This is a genomic window from Microbulbifer sediminum, assembly GCF_021729035.1.
Taxonomy (GTDB): Bacteria; Pseudomonadota; Gammaproteobacteria; order Pseudomonadales; family Cellvibrionaceae; genus Microbulbifer; species Microbulbifer sediminum.
This window is the reverse complement of record NZ_JAJSAP010000005.1, coordinates 205,629-224,655: the sequence shown is the minus strand read 5'-3', so window position 1 is coordinate 224,655 and position 19,027 is coordinate 205,629. Positions and strand designations below refer to the sequence as shown.

Here is a 19,027-nt window from a genome sequence, read left to right as displayed (position 1 = left end):
AGAGGGAGCTCCAGCGCTGTTCCCGCCCGCTGTCCAGTGGGAAACGACCAACTGTGCCAGTGCGGGCGTGTTGGGGCCTGTCCTGAGCCTCATGGGCAGTATGCAGGCGAGCGAGGCGATCAAGCTCCTCCTGGGGCTGCCAGTGCCCAGCCTTGCGCGTCTGCAGATATTCAAGGCGCAGGCCCTGGAGTTGCGGTCGCTGCAGCTGCAGGGTAATAATCAATGCGTCGAGTTTTGCGCCGGTTAGCCTACCGCTGCAATGAATCCCCGACGCGTTATTCCCGCTCTGTCGCCGGTCTGGCTGTAGCCCGGCAAAAGCGCAGCGGTCCCGCCTCTAGCCGCATTGCCGGAGGCCGGTACGCCAGGTGCGCGTATAGAACATACGGATACAAAAATAATGAAACAATTGACTTCCATACTGGCCGCCATCCTGGTACTGGCCGCATGCACACCCGGTGAGGATGCCCCTGACAGTCAAGAGCTAACAGTATCCCGGCCCGCGGGGCAGTCGCCGGCCAGCGGCAATCCCGTGCCGGATGGCATTCGCCAGACCTACCTGCGCACCTGCCACAGTTGCCACGAAGCCGGTGTTACCGGTGCCCCCCGCACCGGGGATGTCGCAGCCTGGAAACCGCGGGCAGCCAAGGGGTTGAATATGCTGGTTGCCAACGCCATGAATGGGTATAGGGCGATGCCTCCGAAAGGGCTTTGCTTCGATTGCACCGAGGCCGAATTTGCCGGATTGATACGCTACATGGCAGGCGATGCCCTGGATGGCGTGGCAAACGGCGAGGAGACCGCTGGCGCCGGGAGTGCCGGTGACTGAGATCGCCACGCCCTGGCCCCGGGCGCAGCAGTTGGGAATGCGCCCGGAAGAGCCTGGCTTTATGCAAAGAGTGGTGTGCGAGAGCAGGCGCTGAAAATATGCCGGGCACAGGAAGCCGTCGATTTCCTGATTCTGTCGTGGATGCCATTTGCCCTGGCCGCGGCGCCATGTGGGCTCGGACGACGAAGGGACGGGCTACAGGATTGGCTGGCGGAAGTAACCGGCGTTGCGGCCGCGAATTTTGTATTCGCGGCTACGCTTGCATTATTGCGGCGCCCGAGATTGATAGCTTTTGCTTATCGGAGTTATTCCCTAAATAAATTTTTATTTTTCGACCAGCGCGTTAGTATAGAGTCAGTTCGTTAAGTCATCCGGCTTTCGGAAAGTTTTCAAAGAGTAACAAGAGGTGGATTATGACCAAGATCGATATCGGCATTGATGAGCAGAATCGTGAGAAAGTCGCCCACGGCCTGAAGCGCTTGCTGGCGGACAGCTACACGCTGTACCTGCAGACACATAATTTCCACTGGAATGTCACCGGCCCGCTGTTCCGTGAGTTGCACCTGATGTTCGAGGAACACTACACAGAACTGGCCGAGGCTGTCGATGACATCGCCGAGCGTATCCGCACCCTGGATGTGGAGGCCCCGGGCACCTATAAGGCGTTCGCAGAGCTCAGCTCTATCAAGGAGGAAGACTCTGTCCCGGCGGCGGAGAAAATGGTGGAAATCCTGACTCGTGGGCACGAGCAGGTGGTGAAAACCTGTCGCGAGGTACTCAAGGCCGCGCAGGACGCGGAGGATGAATCCACCATGGCGCTGGTTTCCGACCGCATGAGCGTGCATGAGAAAACTGCCTGGATGCTGCGCGCCACCACCAAATAATCTCGTCGCCTGCTGCCGTGATGCGGGGTTACCCCGCAGCGGTCAGCATTTCCAGGAAGGCGTCGGCGGAGGCGGAAATGGCTCCCCGGCGCCGCACCAGTGCCCCTACTTCCTGCTCTACCACCGGTGCCCGCAGTGTCAGACTGCACAGGCCGTAACCATCCATCTGTGGCCGGCAAAGCTCCGGGACCACACTGACCCCCATCCCCGCCCGGACCAGCTGGCCAATGGTGCTCAACTGGTTGGCCTCGCACAGTAACCGGCCCTCATAACCGCTTTCCGCCATGGCCCCATCCGTCCAGCGCCGCACGGCGGAGCCCCGGTTCATGGCGATAAACGGCTCCCGGGAGAGTTCGCGCCAGGTGACGGACTCCCTGCCCGCCAGCGGGTGGGTGGCAGGGATTACGGCGATAAACCGGTCCCGGCCAAAGCCCATGAACTCCAGGCCGCCCAGGTCGTCGGGGCGGAAGGTGATGCCAATTTCGGCCCGCCCCTCGCGGACTGCACGCTGGACCCGCTCCATTACGATATCCTCGATCACGATATTGATGTCGGGGTGTTGCCCGTGAAAGCGGGCCAGCAGGTCCGGCAGCCGGTTGAGGGCGAAGGCCGGGATTACCGCCAGGTTCAGCTGTCCCCGCTCCAGGCGGAACCGTTGCTGGATGGCGTCGACGGACTGGTCCCAGTTATGGAGCAGCTGTTCGGCGCGGTCGAGAAACTCACGCCCCTCCGGAGTCAGTGCCAGTTGGCGGCTGTCACGGTTGAAGAGGGCTCCACCGAGGGCCTCCTCCAGGTTGCGGATGGCGACGGACAGTGCCGGCTGGGAGATGTGCAGCAGGGCGCTGGCCTGGGCCAGGCTCCGAGTCCTTGCAACAGCCGTAAAGGCCCGTAGCTGCTTGAGTGTGGCGGTCACTGGCGTTTCCCCGGTTTGGCGCTAAATGTTAAGGTTTGTTTAATAGATGTTAAATTATTTTAAATTTTATTAAGTGTTAGACCAAGGCATGATTGTGCCTGAGAGAAGCGGGCCTTAAGTTTCGGGTCCGGAGAATAATGTAGCCAGAAGGTCAGACGAGATGAGTAATGCCAAGCAGCCCCTGTGGCAACCCACCCCCGAGGCCGTCGCTGCCACCCAGATGGATGGTTTCCGCCGCCTGGTCAACGAACGGTTCGGAATCGAGCTGGCAGATTACGATGCACTGCACCGGTGGTCTGTGGATCACCGTGAGGAGTTCTGGAAACTGCTCTGGGAAGAGATGGGGGTGATTGCCAGCGAGCAGGGCGATACTGTGCTCGAGAATGATGAGATGCCCGGGGCACGCTGGTTCCCACAGGCGCGACTGAACTTTGCCGAGAATCTGTTGCGCTACCGCGACGATCGCATTGCGCTGGTGGAACGGCTCGAAAACGGCAGCCGGCGCCAGCTCAGTTACGCAGAGCTGTTTGCCCGGGTGGAGCGCCTCGCCGCTGCACTTGCGGAGCAGGGTGTGGGGGAAGGAGACCGGGTTGCCGGCTTCATGCCCAATATCATGGATACCGTGGTTGCCATGCTGGCAACCGCCAGCCTGGGGGCCGTCTGGACGTCGTGCTCGCCGGACTTCGGGATCAACGGGGTGCTGGATCGTTTCGGCCAGGTGGCACCGAAGGTCCTGTTTGCCTGTGAGGGCTACTTTTACAACGGCAAAACCATCGACTCGCTGCCCCGGATCCGGGAAATTGCCGCGCGCATCGACTCGCTGCAGAAAATTGTGGTGGTGCCGGTGGCGCGCTCCGCTGCCGACACTGCGGCGGCCGTTACCGACCTGCCGGGTGGTACCACCATCGGAGCCTTTTTGGAGGAAGCCCCGGAACGCCCACTGGCCTTTGCCCAGACGGCGTTCAACCACCCGCTGTACATCATGTATTCGTCCGGTACCACCGGGGTGCCCAAATGCATCGTGCACGGGGCCGGGGGCACGCTGCTCCAGCACCTCAAGGAACACCGCCTGCACTGTGACCTGGATCGCGACGATACCCTGTTCTACTTCACCACCTGTGGCTGGATGATGTGGAACTGGCTCGTGAGTGGCCTTGCCTGTGGCGCCACTCTGGTGCTGTTCGATGGTTCACCTTTCTACCCGGCGGCGGAAAGTCTCTGGGATATGGCCGACGAGGAAGGTATCAGTGTGTTCGGCACCAGTGCCAAGTATATTGCCGCGCTGGAAAAGGCTGGCCGCAAACCCCGCGAGACCCACAAGCTGGAGAAGCTGCGCGCGCTGCTGTCCACCGGTTCACCGCTGGCCCACGAGGGCTTCCGCTATGTGTACCGGGATATCAAGGCCGACCTGTGCCTGTCTTCCATTTCCGGTGGTACCGACATCATCTCCTGTTTTGCGCTGGGTAATCCGGCCCTGCCGGTTTATGCCGGCGAGCTGCAATGTCGCGGACTGGGTATGGCTGTTGAGGTCTGGAATGATGACGGAAAACCGGTGATCGGGGAAAAGGGCGAGTTGGTGTGCGCGAAATCCTTCCCCTGCATGCCGATCGGTTTCTGGAATGATGAAGATGGGTCAAGGTATCGAAGCGCCTATTTCGAAAACTGGCCGGGCGTCTGGGCCCACGGGGATTACGCGGAAATCACCGGGCACGGTGGCGTGATCATCTACGGACGTTCCGATGCGGTGCTCAACCCGGGTGGTGTGCGTATCGGCACTGCGGAGATCTATCGCCAGGTGGAAAAAGTCGAGGAGGTCCTGGACTGTATCTGCATCGGCCAGGAGTGGCGCGACGATGTGCGTGTGGTGTTGTTCGTGGTGCTTCGCGAGGGCGTTGAGCTCAATGATGAACTGGTGCAGAAAATTCGCACCACGATTCGTGCCAACACCACCCCGCGACATGTGCCGGCCAAGGTGGTCCAGGTGGCCGATATACCCCGTACCATCAGTGGCAAAATCGTCGAATTGGCGGTACGCAATGTGGTGCACGGCAAGCCGGTTAAGAACCAGGAAGCGCTGGCAAATCCCGAGGCCCTGAAACTCTACCGGGACCTGCCCGAGCTGGCGTCCGACTGATAACTTCCCACGCAGCGCCGGCCGGGTAAAACCGTCCGGCGCCTGAGCCCGCCGCGGCGTCAGCCCACCTTATGGCGCTGTACCAATCCTGCCAAACTGCGCTACCCTAAAGTCGCACTAAACGCTTTTTATAACTTCCAATAATCTTCACGGAAGAGCATCAATGATCACTTATCTCTATTGGGCCGCAGTTATCGCGCTTGTCGTTCTATCGCTCCTGGCAGGCAGCCGTATGGGTAGCCTGAAAGCGGGGGGGATTTTCGCTGTCATTATTTTCCTGACGGGCTGGCTTGCGTATTACTTTCACTTTGAGCAGGTTTTCGTCAAGCGGTTTGGTGGTGTAATGCGTATCTCCGTGCCAGAGGGGCACCGGCATATCGGCGCCACCTGGAAAGAGGATAATCTGTGGATTGAGAATTACGATCCGCAGACCAACCAGTGTATTTTTACCGAGTACTCCAAGGGCAACCTGCTGGAGGGCCGGGTGATCATCCGTGACTGCAACCCACTGCTTGGTACCGGCAGCGACAGCACCCGCTAGGCAGAAAAGGCCGGGTTGCGCAACTTCCCGTGCGAATCACGATCGAAGGTTAAACGGAGTTTCTTCCCGTCCTGTGGGGCGGGCTGCGTTTGCAGCGGCTCTCCGGCGCAAACGCCACGTAATAATGGATCAGTTCTTTGCGCGCACTCATCGGAATTCTTCTGGTGGCAGTGCTGTTCGGCTCCATGCGGGCCGCGCACGCCATCCCCTTTTTTGACCAGCTACCGGATTTCAAGGTGCGGGTTGCGGGCGACCGCGAGCTGCAGGAATGGCTGGGCGAGCAGCTGGAGGAGCTGCGCAAAGGCAGCAGTGTGCTGGAGAACTACGAGGATCCCCGTGATGTGGCCCGCTATGAACGGGGTAACCTGGACAAACTGTTGCGTTCCCGGGGCTATTACGACAGTCGTGTGCGCGAGTCGGTTACCGATGGCAAAATCGTATACCGTGTCGAGCCCGGTCCCCGTTACCTGATCAAGAGCATTTCGGTAGAGATGCCCCCGCAGTTGCGCCGGGGACTCGGCGCGTTGCCGTTGCAGGTTGGTGATCCCCTCAATGCCGAGAAGGTCAAGGAAGGGGTGACGGTGATCGAGAAGTACCTCAATGACAACGCCTGCCTGCTGAATGTGGACGTGAGCTACGAGGCGACAGTCATCCACAGTGAGGCCGCGGCACGACTGGTTTACCGTGTGGCGCCCAGCCCCGAGGTGGTTGTGGGCCAGGTATTCATCGAGGGGCTGACTACGGTCAATGAGGAGTTCCTGCGGGATAAAGTCGGGATGGCCTCCGGTGAATGCTTCAAGCGCAGCCGGCTCGATGCAGCCCAGCTCAGGCTTCTGCGCACTAACCTGGTTGCCGGTGTTGGCAGTGAAGTTTCCGAGCCGTATAACGGCATTGTGGATATCACTTTCCGTGTACAGGAGCGCAAGCACCGCACGGTGAAGCTGGGTGTCGGCTACACCTCCAGTGAGGGCGCCGGGGTGTCGGCGGGCTGGGAACACCGGAATGTATTCCATCGTGGTGAGAAAATCGATATCGAGGGCAAGGCCAACCCGGTGCAACAGAAGCTGGGGGCCAGGCTGTTGGTGCCGCGCTTCCTCCGCGATGACCAGGACCTGACCGGCAGGGTGGAACTGTCCAATGAGGAGCGTGACAGCTATGAGGCCGAGTCCCTGAGCGTCGGGGCCACAGTGTCACGCAAGCTGAGCAAGCACCGCACAGCGAGCATCGGTAGCGAGCTGAAATTCAGTAAGGTGGATGAGGAGGGTGCGATCCCGGAGGATTACAACCTGCTGTCATTCCCCCTGGGCCTCAAATGGGATACCACCGATGCCCCGCTGGATGCCCGCAAGGGCGCGACCGCCGCGCTTGAGGTACGGCCCTATATCGATCTCAGAAACAGCGACACCAATTTTGTCAAAAACATCCTGGTGATGAGCGGGTACCACACTTTCGCGGAAGCCCGGTATGAACCCACCGTTGCCCTGCGGGTCAAGGCGGGGGTGATCTCCGGTGTCGACGAGGTTTCAAAGGTTCCAGCCGATGAGCGTTTCTATGCCGGTGGCGGCGGGTCCGTGCGGGGGTATGCCTATCAGGCACTGGGACCGAGGGTTCCCCTTCCTCCGGAAGAAACCGGTGGGGAAGTCCGCTTGAGCGACCCGATTGGCGGGCGCGGACTGAGTGAGATTTCCCTGGAGGGCCGCCTGCGCATTACCGAGAAATGGGGCGGGGTATTGTTTGTCGACGGCGGCAACGCCTTCCTGAAGCCGGAACTGCGGTTCGATTCCCTGCGTTGGGGGGCGGGGTTTGGGGTGCGCTATTTCACCTCGTTTGCGCCGGTACGTTTCGATATTGCCTTTCCACTGGACAAGCGTGAAGACCTCGATGACGACTTCCAGGTCTATGTGAGCCTGGGGCAGGCGTTCTGATATGGGGCGGTCATTCTCTGCACTGGCGTCGGGATTCGTACGGGCGATCGCCACGGTGCTCCGCAGTTTCTGGCATTCCCTCAGTGGCCGCGGGGCGCTGGTTTCCAGTGTCCTGTTGGTACTGGTGCTGGCACTGCTGTATTTCGTTGGCACCAACCCCGGGCGCGTAGCACTGACGCACGGGGGCCTGGCGCTGGCCGAGAGACTGGTGCCGGATTTGCGCATCCAGACTGGCGAGCTGGGCAGTAAGCGACTGGGCGCCTGGTCCTTTTCCACTCTGAAAGTCGATTACGCCGGCGAGGTATTGCTGCAGGCGCGTGGCCTGGGGCTGGACGTCGACCTGGTGGGGCTTTTTGCCGGCCGGGTGGATATAGAGCGCGTGGTTGCCACCGAGCTGTTGCTGGATATGGATGTATTGCAGTCCATGCTGGAGGCCAGTGCGGAACAGGCTGAGGCTGAGGTGGAGGACCGGCCCGCAGAACCGCTGGAGATACCCGCAATCAGGCTGGGACAGCTGGATCTCGATCGCCTGCAGGTGATTGACCAGCGCTATCCGGACCTGCCTGTGGTGACAGTGGATGCGAACGGGCGCTTCCGCTGGAAGCAGGGGGAAACCGGGGCCGCCCTGGAAGTGCGGGAACTGGATGGCGCGGGGTTGCTGGTCAGCCTGGCGGCCAGCGAAACCGGTGATGGGCAGTACGCCGTAGAACTCGTGGCGCGCGAGGACAGTGGCGGTTTCGCTGGCAAACTGCTGCAACTGCCTGCCGGCCAGGCGCTGGATGCGCGGGGGCGGATTGCGCTGCGCGAGTCCGGTGACCGGCTGGCAATCATCATCGAGGAATTCTCGCTGCCGCTGGTTTCCCACCGCTTCGAGCTCAGTGGTCCCCTCGAGGTGGCGCTGTCCCCATGGCTGGTCGAGTCCGGAGGACTGGCCCTGGAGGTCGATGACACACGCCATGAAATTTCCGGCTCTGTGAGTGGCGAACAGGTGGATGCGGATGTCCGCCTCAACCGGCTGCCAGTGTCTATTTCCCAGCCGTGGCAGGATTTCCTGCGTGGCGGCTGGCTCAGTGCTGACCTGTCGCTGCAGGGACCGCTGTCATTGCCATCGGTGTCCGGGGTGCTGGAGCTGCGCAGCAGTTACCGGCAGCAACCGGTGCACCTGGAGGGGCGGGTACAGACCCGGGATGAAGTGATCCAGCTGGAAGCGGCGACGGTGGAATTTGCCGGGGCGCAGATGGAGCTGGCCGGGGAGGTGGATATTCCCGCGGAATCCATTGACCTGGAGGGAAAGCTGGCGCGGCTGCAGGTGGACGATATCCGCGGGTTGCTGGCCATTCTGCCGGAGGAGAGCCAGGTGGAGCTGCCCCCCGAGCTATCCGGCACAATCGACGGCGTGCAGGTTGCAGCCCGCGGCCCGTGGCGCAATCCGCAATTTACTGCCGACATCAAGGCCAGCCCGCGATATGGCGAGCTTCAGGGGGAGCTGCGGGCCGCTTTGCAGGGAGACGCGAAGGCAATCCGCCTGAAGGAGTTCTCCCTGGCGGGGGAGCGCTTCCGCTTGTTTGGTGACGGCGACATCTCACTGGAAAAAGAAACCATGCGGTTGCAGGTGGCGGCGAAAGCGGATGAGTTTCCGCCCCGGCTTCTGGTGGATTTACCCGAGCTGGCCGGTATCGCGGTCAATCTCGACGCCGACCTCTCTGTCAGTGGGCCCTGGCGCAAGCCGCAGTTGCAGGCCCGTGTTGCGTCCGATGGCAAGTACCGGGACTACCGCTACTCCCTTGAGGGTAGCGTTGCCGGAAACATGGATCGCCTGCAGCTGGATGGGATCCGGCTGGAGCTTTCCAGCCTCGATCCGGGGCGGGGCTTCGGGGTAACCTCGCTGGCGGGGCGCCAGTCACCGGTCATCAGGGTCGATGAAACCGGCGAGGACCCGAATGCGCCACAGCAGAGTCCCGCGCGGGCACGCCAGTTGGCGCGGGAAGCGCGACAGCTGGCCTGGCAGGGAGCGGCCTGGCTGCAGCTGGATGGTGTTGTGGAACCGGGTAAAAAGCGCGCCCGGGGAACCGTGGCGGGACGCAATATTCCCGTGTCCCTGGCGCAGCTGGCGGGTGTTTCACTGTCGTCCAGTCTCGAGGGTGAAGTGAGCCTCGATGGGGAGTTTTCCGGGCCTTTCGCAAGCCCCGAGGCGCGGGTCAATATCCTGGCGCAGGGCAGTTTTCGCGAGGAACCCTGGCGACTGCAGGGGGACCTGGGGTATCGCCGGGGCAGTATTTCCCTGTCCGGCGTCGAGCTTCTGTGGGTGGGACGCAACCGCCTGGTGGCCGATGGCAGCCTGAATGAAAAAGAGCTGGACCTGGAGCTGCGGGGCAATGCGATGCTGGCCGACCTGGAGCTGGGGCTACCGGCCGAACTGAACGAACGCGGGGAGATCACCCTGCAGGCGACAGCAGCCGGCAGCCCCCGCAAACCGCAGTTGCAGGGCGAAGTGCGCCTCAACAGTGCCTCAGGTGGCGAGTCGCTGACGGCGGCACTCCGCTGGCAGACAAGCGGACCGCTGCTGGAGATAGTACTGGAGGCGGACCGCGGTGCGCGCCGTGCGGCCGAAGCCACCGCCCAGCTGGCGGTGGCGCCGATACTCGAAATAGTCCTGGCGGAGCGTCCGCCCGGCAGCGAGCGCCCGCCATTGCCCCTGTCCCTGGAAAGTAGGGGCACTGCTGACTTGAGTGTGATTGCGGCGTTACTCGATCCCGAGATCCATGCCATGCAGGGGCAATTACGGTTCAACCTGGATGCGGACGGTACGGTGGAACAGCCGCAGATGCAGGGAGAGCTCAGCCTGGAGGGTGGCGCTTACGAGCACCGCCCGAGCAATACCCGCCTGCGTCGTATCAACTTACAGGCCCGCCTGACCCCGGATCGCTGGGTGATAGAGCAGGCGCGGGCGGAAGACCGGGAGAACGGCGAGATCAATATCGGTGGAGCCGTGGCTTTCCCGGCAGTGGGGGCACCGCAGCTGGCGTTCGAGCTGCGCGCACGACGACTGCACCTGCTGAATACCCCTGCCGTGCGTGGCGCGGTTTCCGGGACGCTCGGCCTGACCGGTACCACTGAGGATGCGCGGCTCGAAGGCCGCCTGACCCTGCGCCCACTGGAAGTGCAGGTAGAGCAACTGTTTGGCAGCAGTGTGCCGGAAATCGAGGTTGTGGAAGTGGAGGTGGATGGCCCTGCGCAGCGACGCGGACCGCCCATACTGGAAAATATCGCGCTGGCCATCCAGGTGGTGCTGGACCAGCAGTCCTATGTGCGTGGCCTGGGGCTCAACTCGGAATTGCAGGGACAGGTGAATGTCGCCGGTACCGCCGCCCAGCCCGACGCGTCCGGTGAGCTGACCATTGTGCGCGGCGACTTCGACCTGCTGGGCAAGCGTTTCGAATTGCTGGAAGGGCGTGTGTTGTTCGAGAACAGCGAGGCTGCGATTTTCGTCAAGGGGCGCCACGAATACAGCGATGGCGAGATCATTGCGGAGATTTCCGGCACAGCGGACGACCTCAATATTGAGTTCAGTTCCACCCCCGAGGCGGCCCAGGACGAAATCTTCGCCCAGCTGCTGTTCGGCAAGTCATTGCAGGATATCTCGCCGCTGCAGGCAGTGCGGCTGGTGACTGTGGTGCGCACCTTGCAGGGCAATGGTGGCGGTTTTGACCCGGTGGCGAAAACCCGGGAGCTTCTCGGCGTGGATACGCTGGATATCAAGAGTGAAGAGGGCGAAGAGGGCCAGGACCGCTATGCGCTCAGCCTGGGGAAATATATTACCAGCCGTATCTTTATCCAGTTGCAGCGCAGTACGGACCCCCTGAACCCCTGGGAGGCGGAAATGCAGATCGAGTTGCGCCGCAATCTCAACCTGGAGCTGAAATCTGCAGGCAGCAATGAAAGTGGCGCCGGCAGTGTGGAGCTGCAGTGGAAAAAGGACTACTAGTACGGAAAAGCCAGGGCTTTCCCGGGAAGGCTTATGAAATATGCCGCCATCCTGCTGGCTGCCGGCTATTCGCGCCGTTTTGGTAGTGACAAGCGCCAGGCAGGACTGGCTGTGGGTGATGCACGATAACCCTGCCGCACTCCGCGAGGTGCCCGTAAATGATATGGGCGTCAACGAGGATATTGATTACCCTGTTGACTTCCATCGTGCCATGAGGCGGGATCCAGGTGGTAAAAGGCGCGCAGTTCTGCATACAGTGCCGCATGGTGCTGCCTGAGCGCTACCGGAATTGAAAAGAACGACTCTGATGCCACGGCAAAGAACTCTGCCGGGGACTGGGCGCCATAGGGGTCCAGGACCGAGGCCTTTGCCTCCCGTGCCGGGGTTGATCCGCCTTTGGTACCGTGACCTTCCTGCCGTGTGAGCACCTTGTCCCGCAACCGCTCGAACTCCTCGCGGAAGACCGGTGCCCAGCTCCCGCCGGATTCACTGTCAGTGAACAGTGGGCGTCCGTCGTAGACGCCATCCTCTTCATCCAGCTTATGGGCGAATTCGTGCACGATCACGTTGCGCCCCTGCTCCGGGTGAAACAGGTCTTCCTCGATATCCGCCCAGGACAGTACCACCGGCCCCAGGTAGTGGGATTCCCCTTCCCGGGCACTGTCGGCTGTCATCTCGATTGCACCCTCGAAATGGGTTTCCCGGGCGATGTAAGTATCGGGATACAGCAGGACGGTGCGCAGTGCCGGGTAGCAGCGATTTTGCCGCCCGGTCAGCAGCAGGCAGGCCCAGGCAGCCACACAGACTCGCATCTCGTCCGTGACCCGCAGGCCGTCACAGCCGACGAACTCCTTGTCATGCAGGAACAGGCTCAGGTTGGCGCAGAGTTCCCGCTGGGCTTCCGGTGCCAGGGCCGAATAGAAGGGCAGGGCGGATTGCACCAGCCGGTACTGGGATGGTGAGAGCGGACGGGCGCGCAGGTAGCTTCGGCGCCATTTCTGCCAGTAGATGGGCAATACCCAGACCAGTACTGCCAGGGCGATAACCGCCAGGAAGGTTTTCATGTGTTTTGCTCCCCGGGTTTTCCCGCATCGGCCACGGGCGCCGCGGGTCCGGTGTAGTCGGTGGCGGTTGCCCGTTTTAGCGGCCGGTATTGCAGGGGGTGGCCAGCATATTCCACCCGGGGCTCCAGGTAAGGTGCAAACGGTGTGGTATCGGTTTCGCCTGACAGCCACCGATGGATAAACCCGCTGCTCGGGGGGGCAATCATGGGCAGGCTCTTGTCGTGGAATCGCTCGGTCAGCGGATGTGCGGGGAGGGTAATGATGGAGCAGCTCAAGAGCCTGCAATTATCCCAGCCCTTGTACAGGCCGCAAAAGAAAAAAGGCAAGCCGAAGGAGAATTCCACCGGGTTTTCACCGTGCTGGCTCTCAACCCATGCATTCGCCGGGATCAGGCAGCGGGAATGCCGGTATTCCGGCCGTTGCGGAAGTTTGCGCCAGTTGCTGTTGATGGACCAGTATTTTTTATGGGGCCTGAACTGGCCACCCTCGCGTTGCAGGTACAGGTGCCAGATTGCATTTTCCAGCTCCGGTTCCCCATGGCGGGCGGTGACAATGCTGACTTCCGCGGTTGGGCGCCGGCGGCGACCAAAAATCATTCGCTCGGGATGGCCGACGCCGGTCTGCTCGAGAAAGCGCTCTATGCCGGCATGGTCATCTGCATCGAACAGGCTGCACATGGCGTTAGCGGTCCAGGATGGAAAGAATTGGCTGGCAGCAGTGTATCAGTTTGGCGCAGGCCCGCTCACCTGGCTCGCTGAAGTCAATCGTGACATGGCCATATAGCGCTGGATGTAGGGTTTGTGTGTGTAAAGAATATCGTCGGGTAGCCCATCCCGTGGAAAAAACCGTGTTTCCACCACCTCACTGTCGTTGAAAACCATATCTCCCGGGGCGACTTCACACTGGATGGCGATGTCCACGACAGGGGTGTAAGCGGGCTTGCGTACCTCCAGCACGCGGGTGGAAAGTACCTCGGCCCCGATTTCCTCCTGCAATTCCCGCCGGACCGCCTGCTCAACCGTCTCGCCGTGCTCGAGCCAGCCGCCGGGCAGGCCCCAGGCATCCTGGTAACTGTGGCGGACCAGTAACAGTGAGTCCTCCCTTTCGATCAGGAACACCATACCTACCAGGAACTTGTCCGAAGAGAGGTACGAAATTTTCCACCGCAGGTCCACCGGCAACTCGCGGTAGATAGTGTATTTCAGGCCGGGAAAGGCAAGCAGGGCGGCAATGGCCGCAACAATCGCCAGGGCGGTGAAAGCGAAGGTCTTCTTGATCATTGACGCTCGACTACCTCAATCCGATCGCCGCGGCGACCACGGGGAAAACTGGGCGCGACGGCTGCCGGCCGCGGGCATTTGGCCTCCACGGGATTTTGCTCCTACGGGTACCAGTACCATCACCGGAGCCTGTCACCATTCGCAGAAAGGCTTGCTGACCAGGTTTGCGTTGTAGTATCGGGATTCCCCCGTCACCTCTTCTGTGACCCACACCGGGCGCTCGAATTCCTCGGATTCCGCCGTCAACTCGATTTCCGCGACGACCAGGCCCCGATTGCGGCCCGCGAAGATATCGATCTCCCACTGGTGCCCGCCCACGGTTACGATGTAGCGGGTTTTCTCGATGACCTGGCCCTCGCATAGCGACTGGAGGATCTCGCGGGCGTCCTCCACCGGAATCTCGTACTCGAACTCGCTGCGGGTGATGCCGTGGGTTGGCCCCTTGAGGGTGAGGTAGCCACGGTCACCGTAGATCCTCGCCCGCACCGTGGCTGTTCCGGACACCGGCAGGTATCCCTGGGCGATACTGGTCCCGTCTTCCAGGGTTTCGGCAAACCCCGGTTCAACCAGGAACTTCCTTTCAATTTCCTTCGCCATATGTGTCTCTACAGCTGCTCGGGCGGTGGTGGCCATTTTTCATACAGTGTCGCCGACAACGCCGGCCGCACGCTGGTGGAATAGTACTCTCCCGCCCCCCGAACTTCTATCTCGCTGCCCACTTGCCCGGCCAGAGGTCTCCGATGACCGGAATGGGCGCGGTTCTGTTTGAGTAGAGAACAGCTGCTGCTGCCTGCCCGCATACAACCGCGGGCCTGAAACGGTTATCATGTCGCAGAGATTTGTACCCGTATGTAGCATGGAAACCCAAGGATTTATGAGCAAGCAGCGTGTCCTGACCGGCATCACCACTACCGGCACTCCCCACCTCGGCAACTACGTGGGCGCCATCCGCCCGGCTATCGCGGCCAGCCAGGAGGAGAACAACCAGTCCTTTTACTTCCTCGCCGATTACCACGCGTTGATCAAGTGCCAGGACCCGGACCAGGTACACCAGTCCACCAGGGAGATCGCCGCCACTTGGCTGGCACTGGGGCTCAATACCGACAATGTGGTTTTTTACCGCCAATCCGATATCCACGAGATCCCGGAACTCACCTGGCTGCTTACCTGCATGACTGCCAAGGGCCTGATGAACCGCGCCCACGCCTACAAGGCGGCGGTGGATGCCAACCGCGCCGATGGCGAGGATTCCGATTTCGGCATCAACATGGGGCTGTACAGCTACCCGATCCTGATGGCCGCGGATATCCTCATGTTCAACGCCAACAAGGTGCCGGTCGGCAAGGACCAGGTCCAGCACATTGAGATGGCCCGGGACATCGCCCAGCGCTTCAACCACCACTATGGCGAGCATTTTGCCCTGCCGGAGGCGGTGGTGGATGACCATGTGGCGGTACTGCAGGGCCTGGATGGCCGCAAGATGAGCAAGAGCTACGGCAACACCATCCCGCTGTTCCTGACGGAAAAACAGCTGAAGAAGCATATCAACAAGATCAAGACCAACCTGCTGGAACCGGGCGAGCCGAAGGACCCGGACACTTCCACCGTATTCCAGGTCTGGCAGGCGTTTGCCACCCCGGAGCAGACCGCCGAGATGCGCAAGGCCTTTGAGGAGGGCATCGCCTGGGGTGAGGCCAAGAAGCAACTGTTCGAACTGGTCAATAGCCAGATCGGTGACGCCCGCGAGCGTTACAGCGAGCTGCTGGCCAACCCGTCGGAGATCGAGGCAGAGCTGGAGAAGGGTGCCGAGAAGGCCCGCGCCTATTCCGCGCCCTTTATCGAGCGGCTGCGCGAGGCGGTGGGTATCCGCAAGATCGGCTGACCGCACTGCCGGCTCGCCGGCGCACTCGCTCAATGTAGTAATCCGCGGGCCCATGGTGCCCGCGGAAAGATGCACAAGAACAACAAGCAAGCACAATAACTACAGCAGAAACTACAGGGAGACCTGTCATGAGTGAAGTTGAGGCGAGTCCTGTCCCCGGTGTGGAGGGTGGGCCACCTGCCTGGCGGGGGATTCCTCCACTAATATCATTACGCCCCTGATGCCGTATTTCCCGCTGGTGGTCTACTGCCAGCGCTATGTGAAGGGCACCGGTATCGGCACGCTGGTGTCGATGATGCTGCCCTCTTCAGTGGCCTTCCTGCTGTACTGGTCTATCTTCCTGGTAGTTTACTGGTGGATCGGCCTGCCGCTGGGGCTGCAATCCAGTGATACCTATCCCTGAAGTCGAACAGGGTAGCGGCGGTGCCTGGAGACGGCGCCGCCGCTTGCCCCACCGGGTCGAGAGAGAATATGGCTTACCTGTACCTGGCCATCGCCATTGTGGCCGAGGTTGCCGGCACTACCGCCCTCAAGGCGTCAGAGCAGTTTACGCGGCCGCTGCCGTCCCTGGTGGTGGTGGTGTGTTATGGACTCGCGTTTTACATGCTGGCGCTGGTGCTGCGCACGATTCCGGTGGGTATCGCCTACGCGATTTGGGCCGGGGTGGGAATCCTGCTGGTGGCCGTGGCAGGGGCTGTAATCTATCGCGAGATACCGGACTGGCCTGCGGTGATTGGCATGGCCCTGATTATCGCCGGGGTGGTGATCATCAACCTCTTTTCCGGCAACGTCCGTCACTGAGAGTCCCGTCCACCAGCCTTCACTTCAACTGCTCTTGCAAATAAGAATCTATCGCATTATCGTTCTTTTATGCGGCCGGCCCCCGGTGGCGGGAGCGCTGAGGCGCTGTGGCCCCGGTAGACAGCTCGCTATCCCAGGGACATAAGAACAGGAGCCGGGTTACCGCAGCCCGGGATGCCAATGATGGATTCCCCGCTTGTTGCCGGCCTGGCCGCCGGTTTCTGTATCCTCGCCGGTGTTGCCTGCCTGTACGCCGCGTGGCGGCGCAGGGCATCACTGCGTTCCGTTGCGCTGGCCGGATGGGCGTTACTGGGCCTGTCAGTCTGGTGCTGGTCCACGGCTTTCAGCCTCGAACTTGGTCTCTGTTTCAGCGTGATTCTCACTGCACTGGTGGCGTGGACGGTGGTCGCCGGAGGGGGAACATTGCCCCGGAGGCAGGATCTGGAGACGGGGCTCCCCTCACGAAAGACCCGGGTACGGGTGGGCGCTGACGGGCGGCAGCGCCTGCGCAGGATGGTGCGATTTTTCGCGGCGACGTTTTTGCCGGCGGTAACCGCTGTGGGAGCTGCCCTGCAGTACTTTGGCTGGAGCCACGCAGAGGAGAGTACCCGCCTCGCGATCGCGGTTTTTATCGGTCTGCTGGCCTGGAAACTGGCGGTGATATGGGTTATGGCCGACAGGAAGCTGGTGCGTGTGGTGCTGGGCCTGTTGCTGGTCAATGCCACCAGTGGCCTGCTGCTGACGCTGCAGTGATCGAGAGGGAAGTACCGATGAAGCTATCATTCAGGCCCGGCCCGGGCTTTGTGCGGGATATGATCGGCGGCCACTCGGCACTGGGACTCGCTCTGTCCATCCTGCTCTATATCGTCTGCCTGAGCGGTACGCTGGCGGTGTTTTACCCGGAGTTCGAGCGTTGGGAGCAGCCTGCGGCGGGGGAGGGCCTTGCGGTCGACCCGGCAACCTACAGGCGGGCGGCCGGGGAGGCGCTGGCCCTGGCAGCGGCTGCCGGTGAGCAGGTAGGGGTTGTGCGCTTTACCGTGCCCACTGTCGACATGCCTCGGTCAATGGTCAGCGTGGGAGACATCCAGCGTTTGGTTGCGGACGATGGCGGCCTGTTGGGCGAAGTGACACACCCGTGGACAGACTTTCTTGTGTACCTGCATTTCGCATTGAACCTTCCGGTTGCGCTGGGTGTGCCGGTGGTGGGCCTGATCGGGATACTGATGGCGGCGCTGATCCTTTCCGGCCTGCTGGCCCACCCGAACATCGTGCGCGAAGCCTTCTCCTTTCGTGGCCGTGGCCCGGCCCGGCGGCGGCAGGTGGACCTGCATAACCGCCTGGGGGTGTGGGCGGCCCCCTTTCATTTCATGATTGCGGCCACCGGTGCATTTATCGGTCTCTCCACGGTTTTTGCGCTTGCTATCGCCCAGGTTTTTTACGCTGGCGATGTGGAAAAGGTACATCACCTGCTGTTCAGCGATGTGCCGGAGGCAACCGCGGAGGCAGGTGAAATACCGGTGCCCGACTTTGCGCCGGCATTCGAGGCGCTGTACCGTGTCGCACCGGGCCAGCAGCCGTTCAGTATTGCCCTGCACAATCCGGGTACCGATCAACAGCTGTTTGAATTCACCACGCGGGTCCCGGGTCGGCTGGTCTGGGGGGAGCGGTATTTCTTCGGTGCCGACGGTGCTCCCCTGGGGCGGGATGGCTGGTCTGATGGCAGTGCCGGGAAGCAGATCTACGCCTCCAATTTTCGCCTGCACTTCGGCCATTACAGTGGCTTGCCACTGAAGGCTGCCTACTTCCTGCTGGGCCTGGGCATGTGTGCACTGGTGGTCTCGGGCATCAATATCTGGCTGTTGCGCCAGCGTCAGCGGGGCTTCCCACGGCAGCGGCTGGAGCGAGTCTGGGCAGCACAGGTCTGGGGCGTACCCCTGATGATTGCGGCCGCTGCCATCGGGCAACTGGCACTGGGAATGGCGCCAGTGCCGCTATTCTGGGGCGGGGTGCTGGTCCTGGGGCTGGCGGCGGTGTTCCGGGGGAGTAGTGCTGGCTGGTCGTGGTACCTGCGGCTGGCAGTGGCTGCCAGTGCAGCAGGGGTGGTTGCAGTGCATGTGGCTCGCTTTGGTGGCGGTGCCATCCAGGGAGGTGCCCTGGTGGCCAATAGTGTCTGGCTGCTTTCTGCGCTCGGGCTGGCCCTGTCCTGCTGGTACCGGGATGGCCGGCGCGCGGTTACCAGCGAGGAGTCAGGGGCACGTCGTGACATCCTGGCCGGGGCCGGTTGATCAGGGCTCCCCGGCCTGGCGCAACATCTCGATGTGCGGGATGCCGTCTTCATCATAAGGCTCGGAAACCTGCTCGAAGCCGAATTCGCGGTAGAAGTCAGCCAGGTGCAACTGGGCTGAAATACGGATAGCTGCATGATTGTGAACCCGGTCAGAGAGCGCCACCGCACGACGCATCAATTCCCGTCCGAGGCCGGTTCCCCGGGCGGACTCTGTGGTGAGCACGCGCCCAATGGAGGGCTCGGTATACTTGTGGCCCGGATCCACCAGGCGCAGATAGGCGAGAAGTCGCGGTTGGGGTACCCCGCTGTCCCAGCTACACAGGTGCCAGGCGGTCCAGTCCCGCCCATCCGCATCCTGGTAGGGGCAGTCCTGTTCCACGGTAAATACCGCCTGGCGTTCCCGCAGGATTTCATAGAGTTGCTGGCGGTCCAGGTCGTCAAGGCGTGACCATTGCCACTCGGCCATTCGGGGCTCTCCGCTTTTCGGTTTGCCGTCGAGCATAGC

At 61.7% G+C, this 19,027-nt stretch carries 18 protein-coding genes; 12 read left to right on the top strand and 6 right to left on the bottom strand.

Annotation, left to right across the window (positions count from 1 at the left end; translation table 11 throughout):
* The first annotated feature begins 16 nt into the window (after positions 1-16).
* The 3 genes from LVD11_RS10315 (at position 17) to LVD11_RS10305 (ending at position 1,710) form a co-directional block, all read left to right on the top strand.
* A complete protein-coding gene (locus tag LVD11_RS10315; protein WP_439651290.1) occupies positions 17-247 on the top strand; it encodes a ThiF family adenylyltransferase in 231 nt (76 codons plus the stop codon).
* 150 nt (positions 248-397) lie between these two features.
* Positions 398-826, top strand: coding sequence for a c-type cytochrome (locus LVD11_RS10310; protein ID WP_237058711.1), 429 nt, complete (start codon positions 398-400; stop codon positions 824-826).
* A gap of 413 nt (positions 827-1,239) precedes the next feature.
* A complete protein-coding gene (locus LVD11_RS10305) occupies positions 1,240-1,710 on the top strand; it encodes a Dps family protein (protein WP_237058710.1) in 471 nt (156 codons plus the stop codon).
* A 28-nt stretch (positions 1,711-1,738) separates the two neighbouring features.
* Here LVD11_RS10305 and LVD11_RS10300 read toward each other — a convergent pair whose 3' ends face one another.
* Positions 1,739-2,623, bottom strand: coding sequence for a LysR family transcriptional regulator (locus LVD11_RS10300; RefSeq protein WP_237058708.1), 885 nt, complete (start codon positions 2,621-2,623; stop codon positions 1,739-1,741).
* Between the two features lie 160 nt (positions 2,624-2,783).
* On the opposite strand from LVD11_RS10300, the gene LVD11_RS10295 reads away from it, so the two are divergent.
* The 4 genes from LVD11_RS10295 to LVD11_RS10280 all read left to right on the top strand — a co-directional run bounded on the left by LVD11_RS10295 (position 2,784) and on the right by LVD11_RS10280 (position 11,208).
* A complete protein-coding gene (locus tag LVD11_RS10295) occupies positions 2,784-4,757 on the top strand; it encodes an acetoacetate--CoA ligase (protein WP_255775545.1) in 1,974 nt (657 codons plus the stop codon).
* Positions 4,758-4,989: 232 nt separating this feature from the next.
* Positions 4,990-5,298, top strand: coding sequence for a hypothetical protein (locus LVD11_RS10290; protein WP_369413312.1), 309 nt, complete (start codon positions 4,990-4,992; stop codon positions 5,296-5,298).
* A 137-nt stretch (positions 5,299-5,435) separates the two neighbouring features.
* Positions 5,436-7,223, top strand: coding sequence for an autotransporter assembly complex protein TamA (locus LVD11_RS10285; RefSeq protein ID WP_237058704.1), 1,788 nt, complete (start codon positions 5,436-5,438; stop codon positions 7,221-7,223).
* 1 nt (position 7,224) lies between these two features.
* A complete protein-coding gene (locus LVD11_RS10280) occupies positions 7,225-11,208 on the top strand; it encodes a translocation/assembly module TamB domain-containing protein (protein WP_237058702.1) in 3,984 nt (1,327 codons plus the stop codon).
* Positions 11,209-11,378: 170 nt separating this feature from the next.
* On the opposite strand, the gene LVD11_RS10275 is transcribed toward LVD11_RS10280, so the two are convergent.
* The 4 genes from LVD11_RS10275 to LVD11_RS10260 form a co-directional block, all read right to left on the bottom strand.
* Positions 11,379-12,272, bottom strand: coding sequence for a M90 family metallopeptidase (locus LVD11_RS10275; protein ID WP_237058700.1), 894 nt, complete (start codon positions 12,270-12,272; stop codon positions 11,379-11,381).
* Complete coding sequence (locus LVD11_RS10270; protein ID WP_237058698.1) at positions 12,269-12,949, bottom strand: SOS response-associated peptidase family protein; 681 nt, start codon at positions 12,947-12,949, stop codon at positions 12,269-12,271. Before LVD11_RS10270 ends, LVD11_RS10275 begins: the two co-directional genes overlap by 4 nt.
* Before the next feature lie 45 nt (positions 12,950-12,994).
* Positions 12,995-13,552 carry an NUDIX domain-containing protein gene (locus LVD11_RS10265; RefSeq protein WP_237058696.1) on the bottom strand — a complete coding sequence of 186 codons (558 nt, stop codon included), beginning with the start codon at positions 13,550-13,552 and terminating at the stop codon, positions 12,995-12,997.
* A 132-nt stretch (positions 13,553-13,684) separates the two neighbouring features.
* Positions 13,685-14,149: a CYTH domain-containing protein gene (locus tag LVD11_RS10260; protein WP_237058689.1), complete on the bottom strand. Its 465-nt coding sequence runs from the start codon at positions 14,147-14,149 to the stop codon at positions 13,685-13,687.
* A 277-nt stretch (positions 14,150-14,426) separates the two neighbouring features.
* On the opposite strand from LVD11_RS10260, the gene LVD11_RS10255 reads away from it, so the two are divergent.
* The 5 genes from LVD11_RS10255 (at position 14,427) to LVD11_RS10235 (ending at position 18,520) form a co-directional block, all read left to right on the top strand.
* On the top strand, positions 14,427-15,434 hold the full coding sequence (locus LVD11_RS10255; protein WP_237058687.1) for a tryptophan--tRNA ligase: 1,008 nt from the start codon (positions 14,427-14,429) through the stop codon (positions 15,432-15,434).
* A 181-nt stretch (positions 15,435-15,615) separates the two neighbouring features.
* On the top strand, positions 15,616-15,837 hold the full coding sequence (locus tag LVD11_RS10250) for an AbgT family transporter (protein WP_255775569.1): 222 nt from the start codon (positions 15,616-15,618) through the stop codon (positions 15,835-15,837).
* Positions 15,838-15,905: 68 nt separating this feature from the next.
* On the top strand, positions 15,906-16,235 hold the full coding sequence (locus LVD11_RS10245; protein ID WP_237058683.1) for a DMT family transporter: 330 nt from the start codon (positions 15,906-15,908) through the stop codon (positions 16,233-16,235).
* Positions 16,236-16,415: 180 nt separating this feature from the next.
* Entirely contained in the window at positions 16,416-16,988 is a 573-nt protein-coding gene (locus LVD11_RS10240) for a hypothetical protein (RefSeq protein WP_237058681.1), read from the top strand.
* Between the two features lie 17 nt (positions 16,989-17,005).
* Positions 17,006-18,520: a PepSY-associated TM helix domain-containing protein gene (locus tag LVD11_RS10235; protein ID WP_237058679.1), complete on the top strand. Its 1,515-nt coding sequence runs from the start codon at positions 17,006-17,008 to the stop codon at positions 18,518-18,520.
* Here LVD11_RS10235 and LVD11_RS10230 read toward each other — a convergent pair whose 3' ends face one another.
* Positions 18,521-18,988: a GNAT family N-acetyltransferase gene (locus LVD11_RS10230; RefSeq protein WP_237058677.1), complete on the bottom strand. Its 468-nt coding sequence runs from the start codon at positions 18,986-18,988 to the stop codon at positions 18,521-18,523.
* Positions 18,989-19,027: the final 39 nt, after the last annotated feature.

Bases quoted from the DNA above. Each gene is read 5' to 3' on its own strand.
- LVD11_RS10310 (WP_237058711.1), top strand. From the start codon at position 398: ATGAAACAATTGACTTCCATACTGGCCGCCATCCTGGTACTGGCCGCA.
- LVD11_RS10305 (WP_237058710.1), top strand. From the start codon at position 1,240: ATGACCAAGATCGATATCGGCATTGATGAGCAGAATCGTGAGAAAGTC.
- LVD11_RS10295 (WP_255775545.1), top strand. From the start codon at position 2,784: ATGAGTAATGCCAAGCAGCCCCTGTGGCAACCCACCCCCGAGGCCGTC.
- LVD11_RS10290 (WP_369413312.1), top strand. From the start codon at position 4,990: ATGGGTAGCCTGAAAGCGGGGGGGATTTTCGCTGTCATTATTTTCCTG.
- LVD11_RS10280 (WP_237058702.1), top strand. From the start codon at position 7,225: ATGGGGCGGTCATTCTCTGCACTGGCGTCGGGATTCGTACGGGCGATC.
- LVD11_RS10275 (WP_237058700.1), bottom strand. From the start codon at position 12,272: ATGAAAACCTTCCTGGCGGTTATCGCCCTGGCAGTACTGGTCTGGGTA.
- LVD11_RS10270 (WP_237058698.1), bottom strand. From the start codon at position 12,949: ATGTGCAGCCTGTTCGATGCAGATGACCATGCCGGCATAGAGCGCTTT.
- LVD11_RS10265 (WP_237058696.1), bottom strand. From the start codon at position 13,552: ATGATCAAGAAGACCTTCGCTTTCACCGCCCTGGCGATTGTTGCGGCC.
- LVD11_RS10260 (WP_237058689.1), bottom strand. From the start codon at position 14,149: ATGGCGAAGGAAATTGAAAGGAAGTTCCTGGTTGAACCGGGGTTTGCC.
- LVD11_RS10255 (WP_237058687.1), top strand. From the start codon at position 14,427: ATGAGCAAGCAGCGTGTCCTGACCGGCATCACCACTACCGGCACTCCC.
- LVD11_RS10245 (WP_237058683.1), top strand. From the start codon at position 15,906: ATGGCTTACCTGTACCTGGCCATCGCCATTGTGGCCGAGGTTGCCGGC.
- LVD11_RS10240 (WP_237058681.1), top strand. From the start codon at position 16,416: ATGATGGATTCCCCGCTTGTTGCCGGCCTGGCCGCCGGTTTCTGTATC.
- LVD11_RS10235 (WP_237058679.1), top strand. From the start codon at position 17,006: ATGAAGCTATCATTCAGGCCCGGCCCGGGCTTTGTGCGGGATATGATC.
- LVD11_RS10230 (WP_237058677.1), bottom strand. From the start codon at position 18,988: ATGGCCGAGTGGCAATGGTCACGCCTTGACGACCTGGACCGCCAGCAA.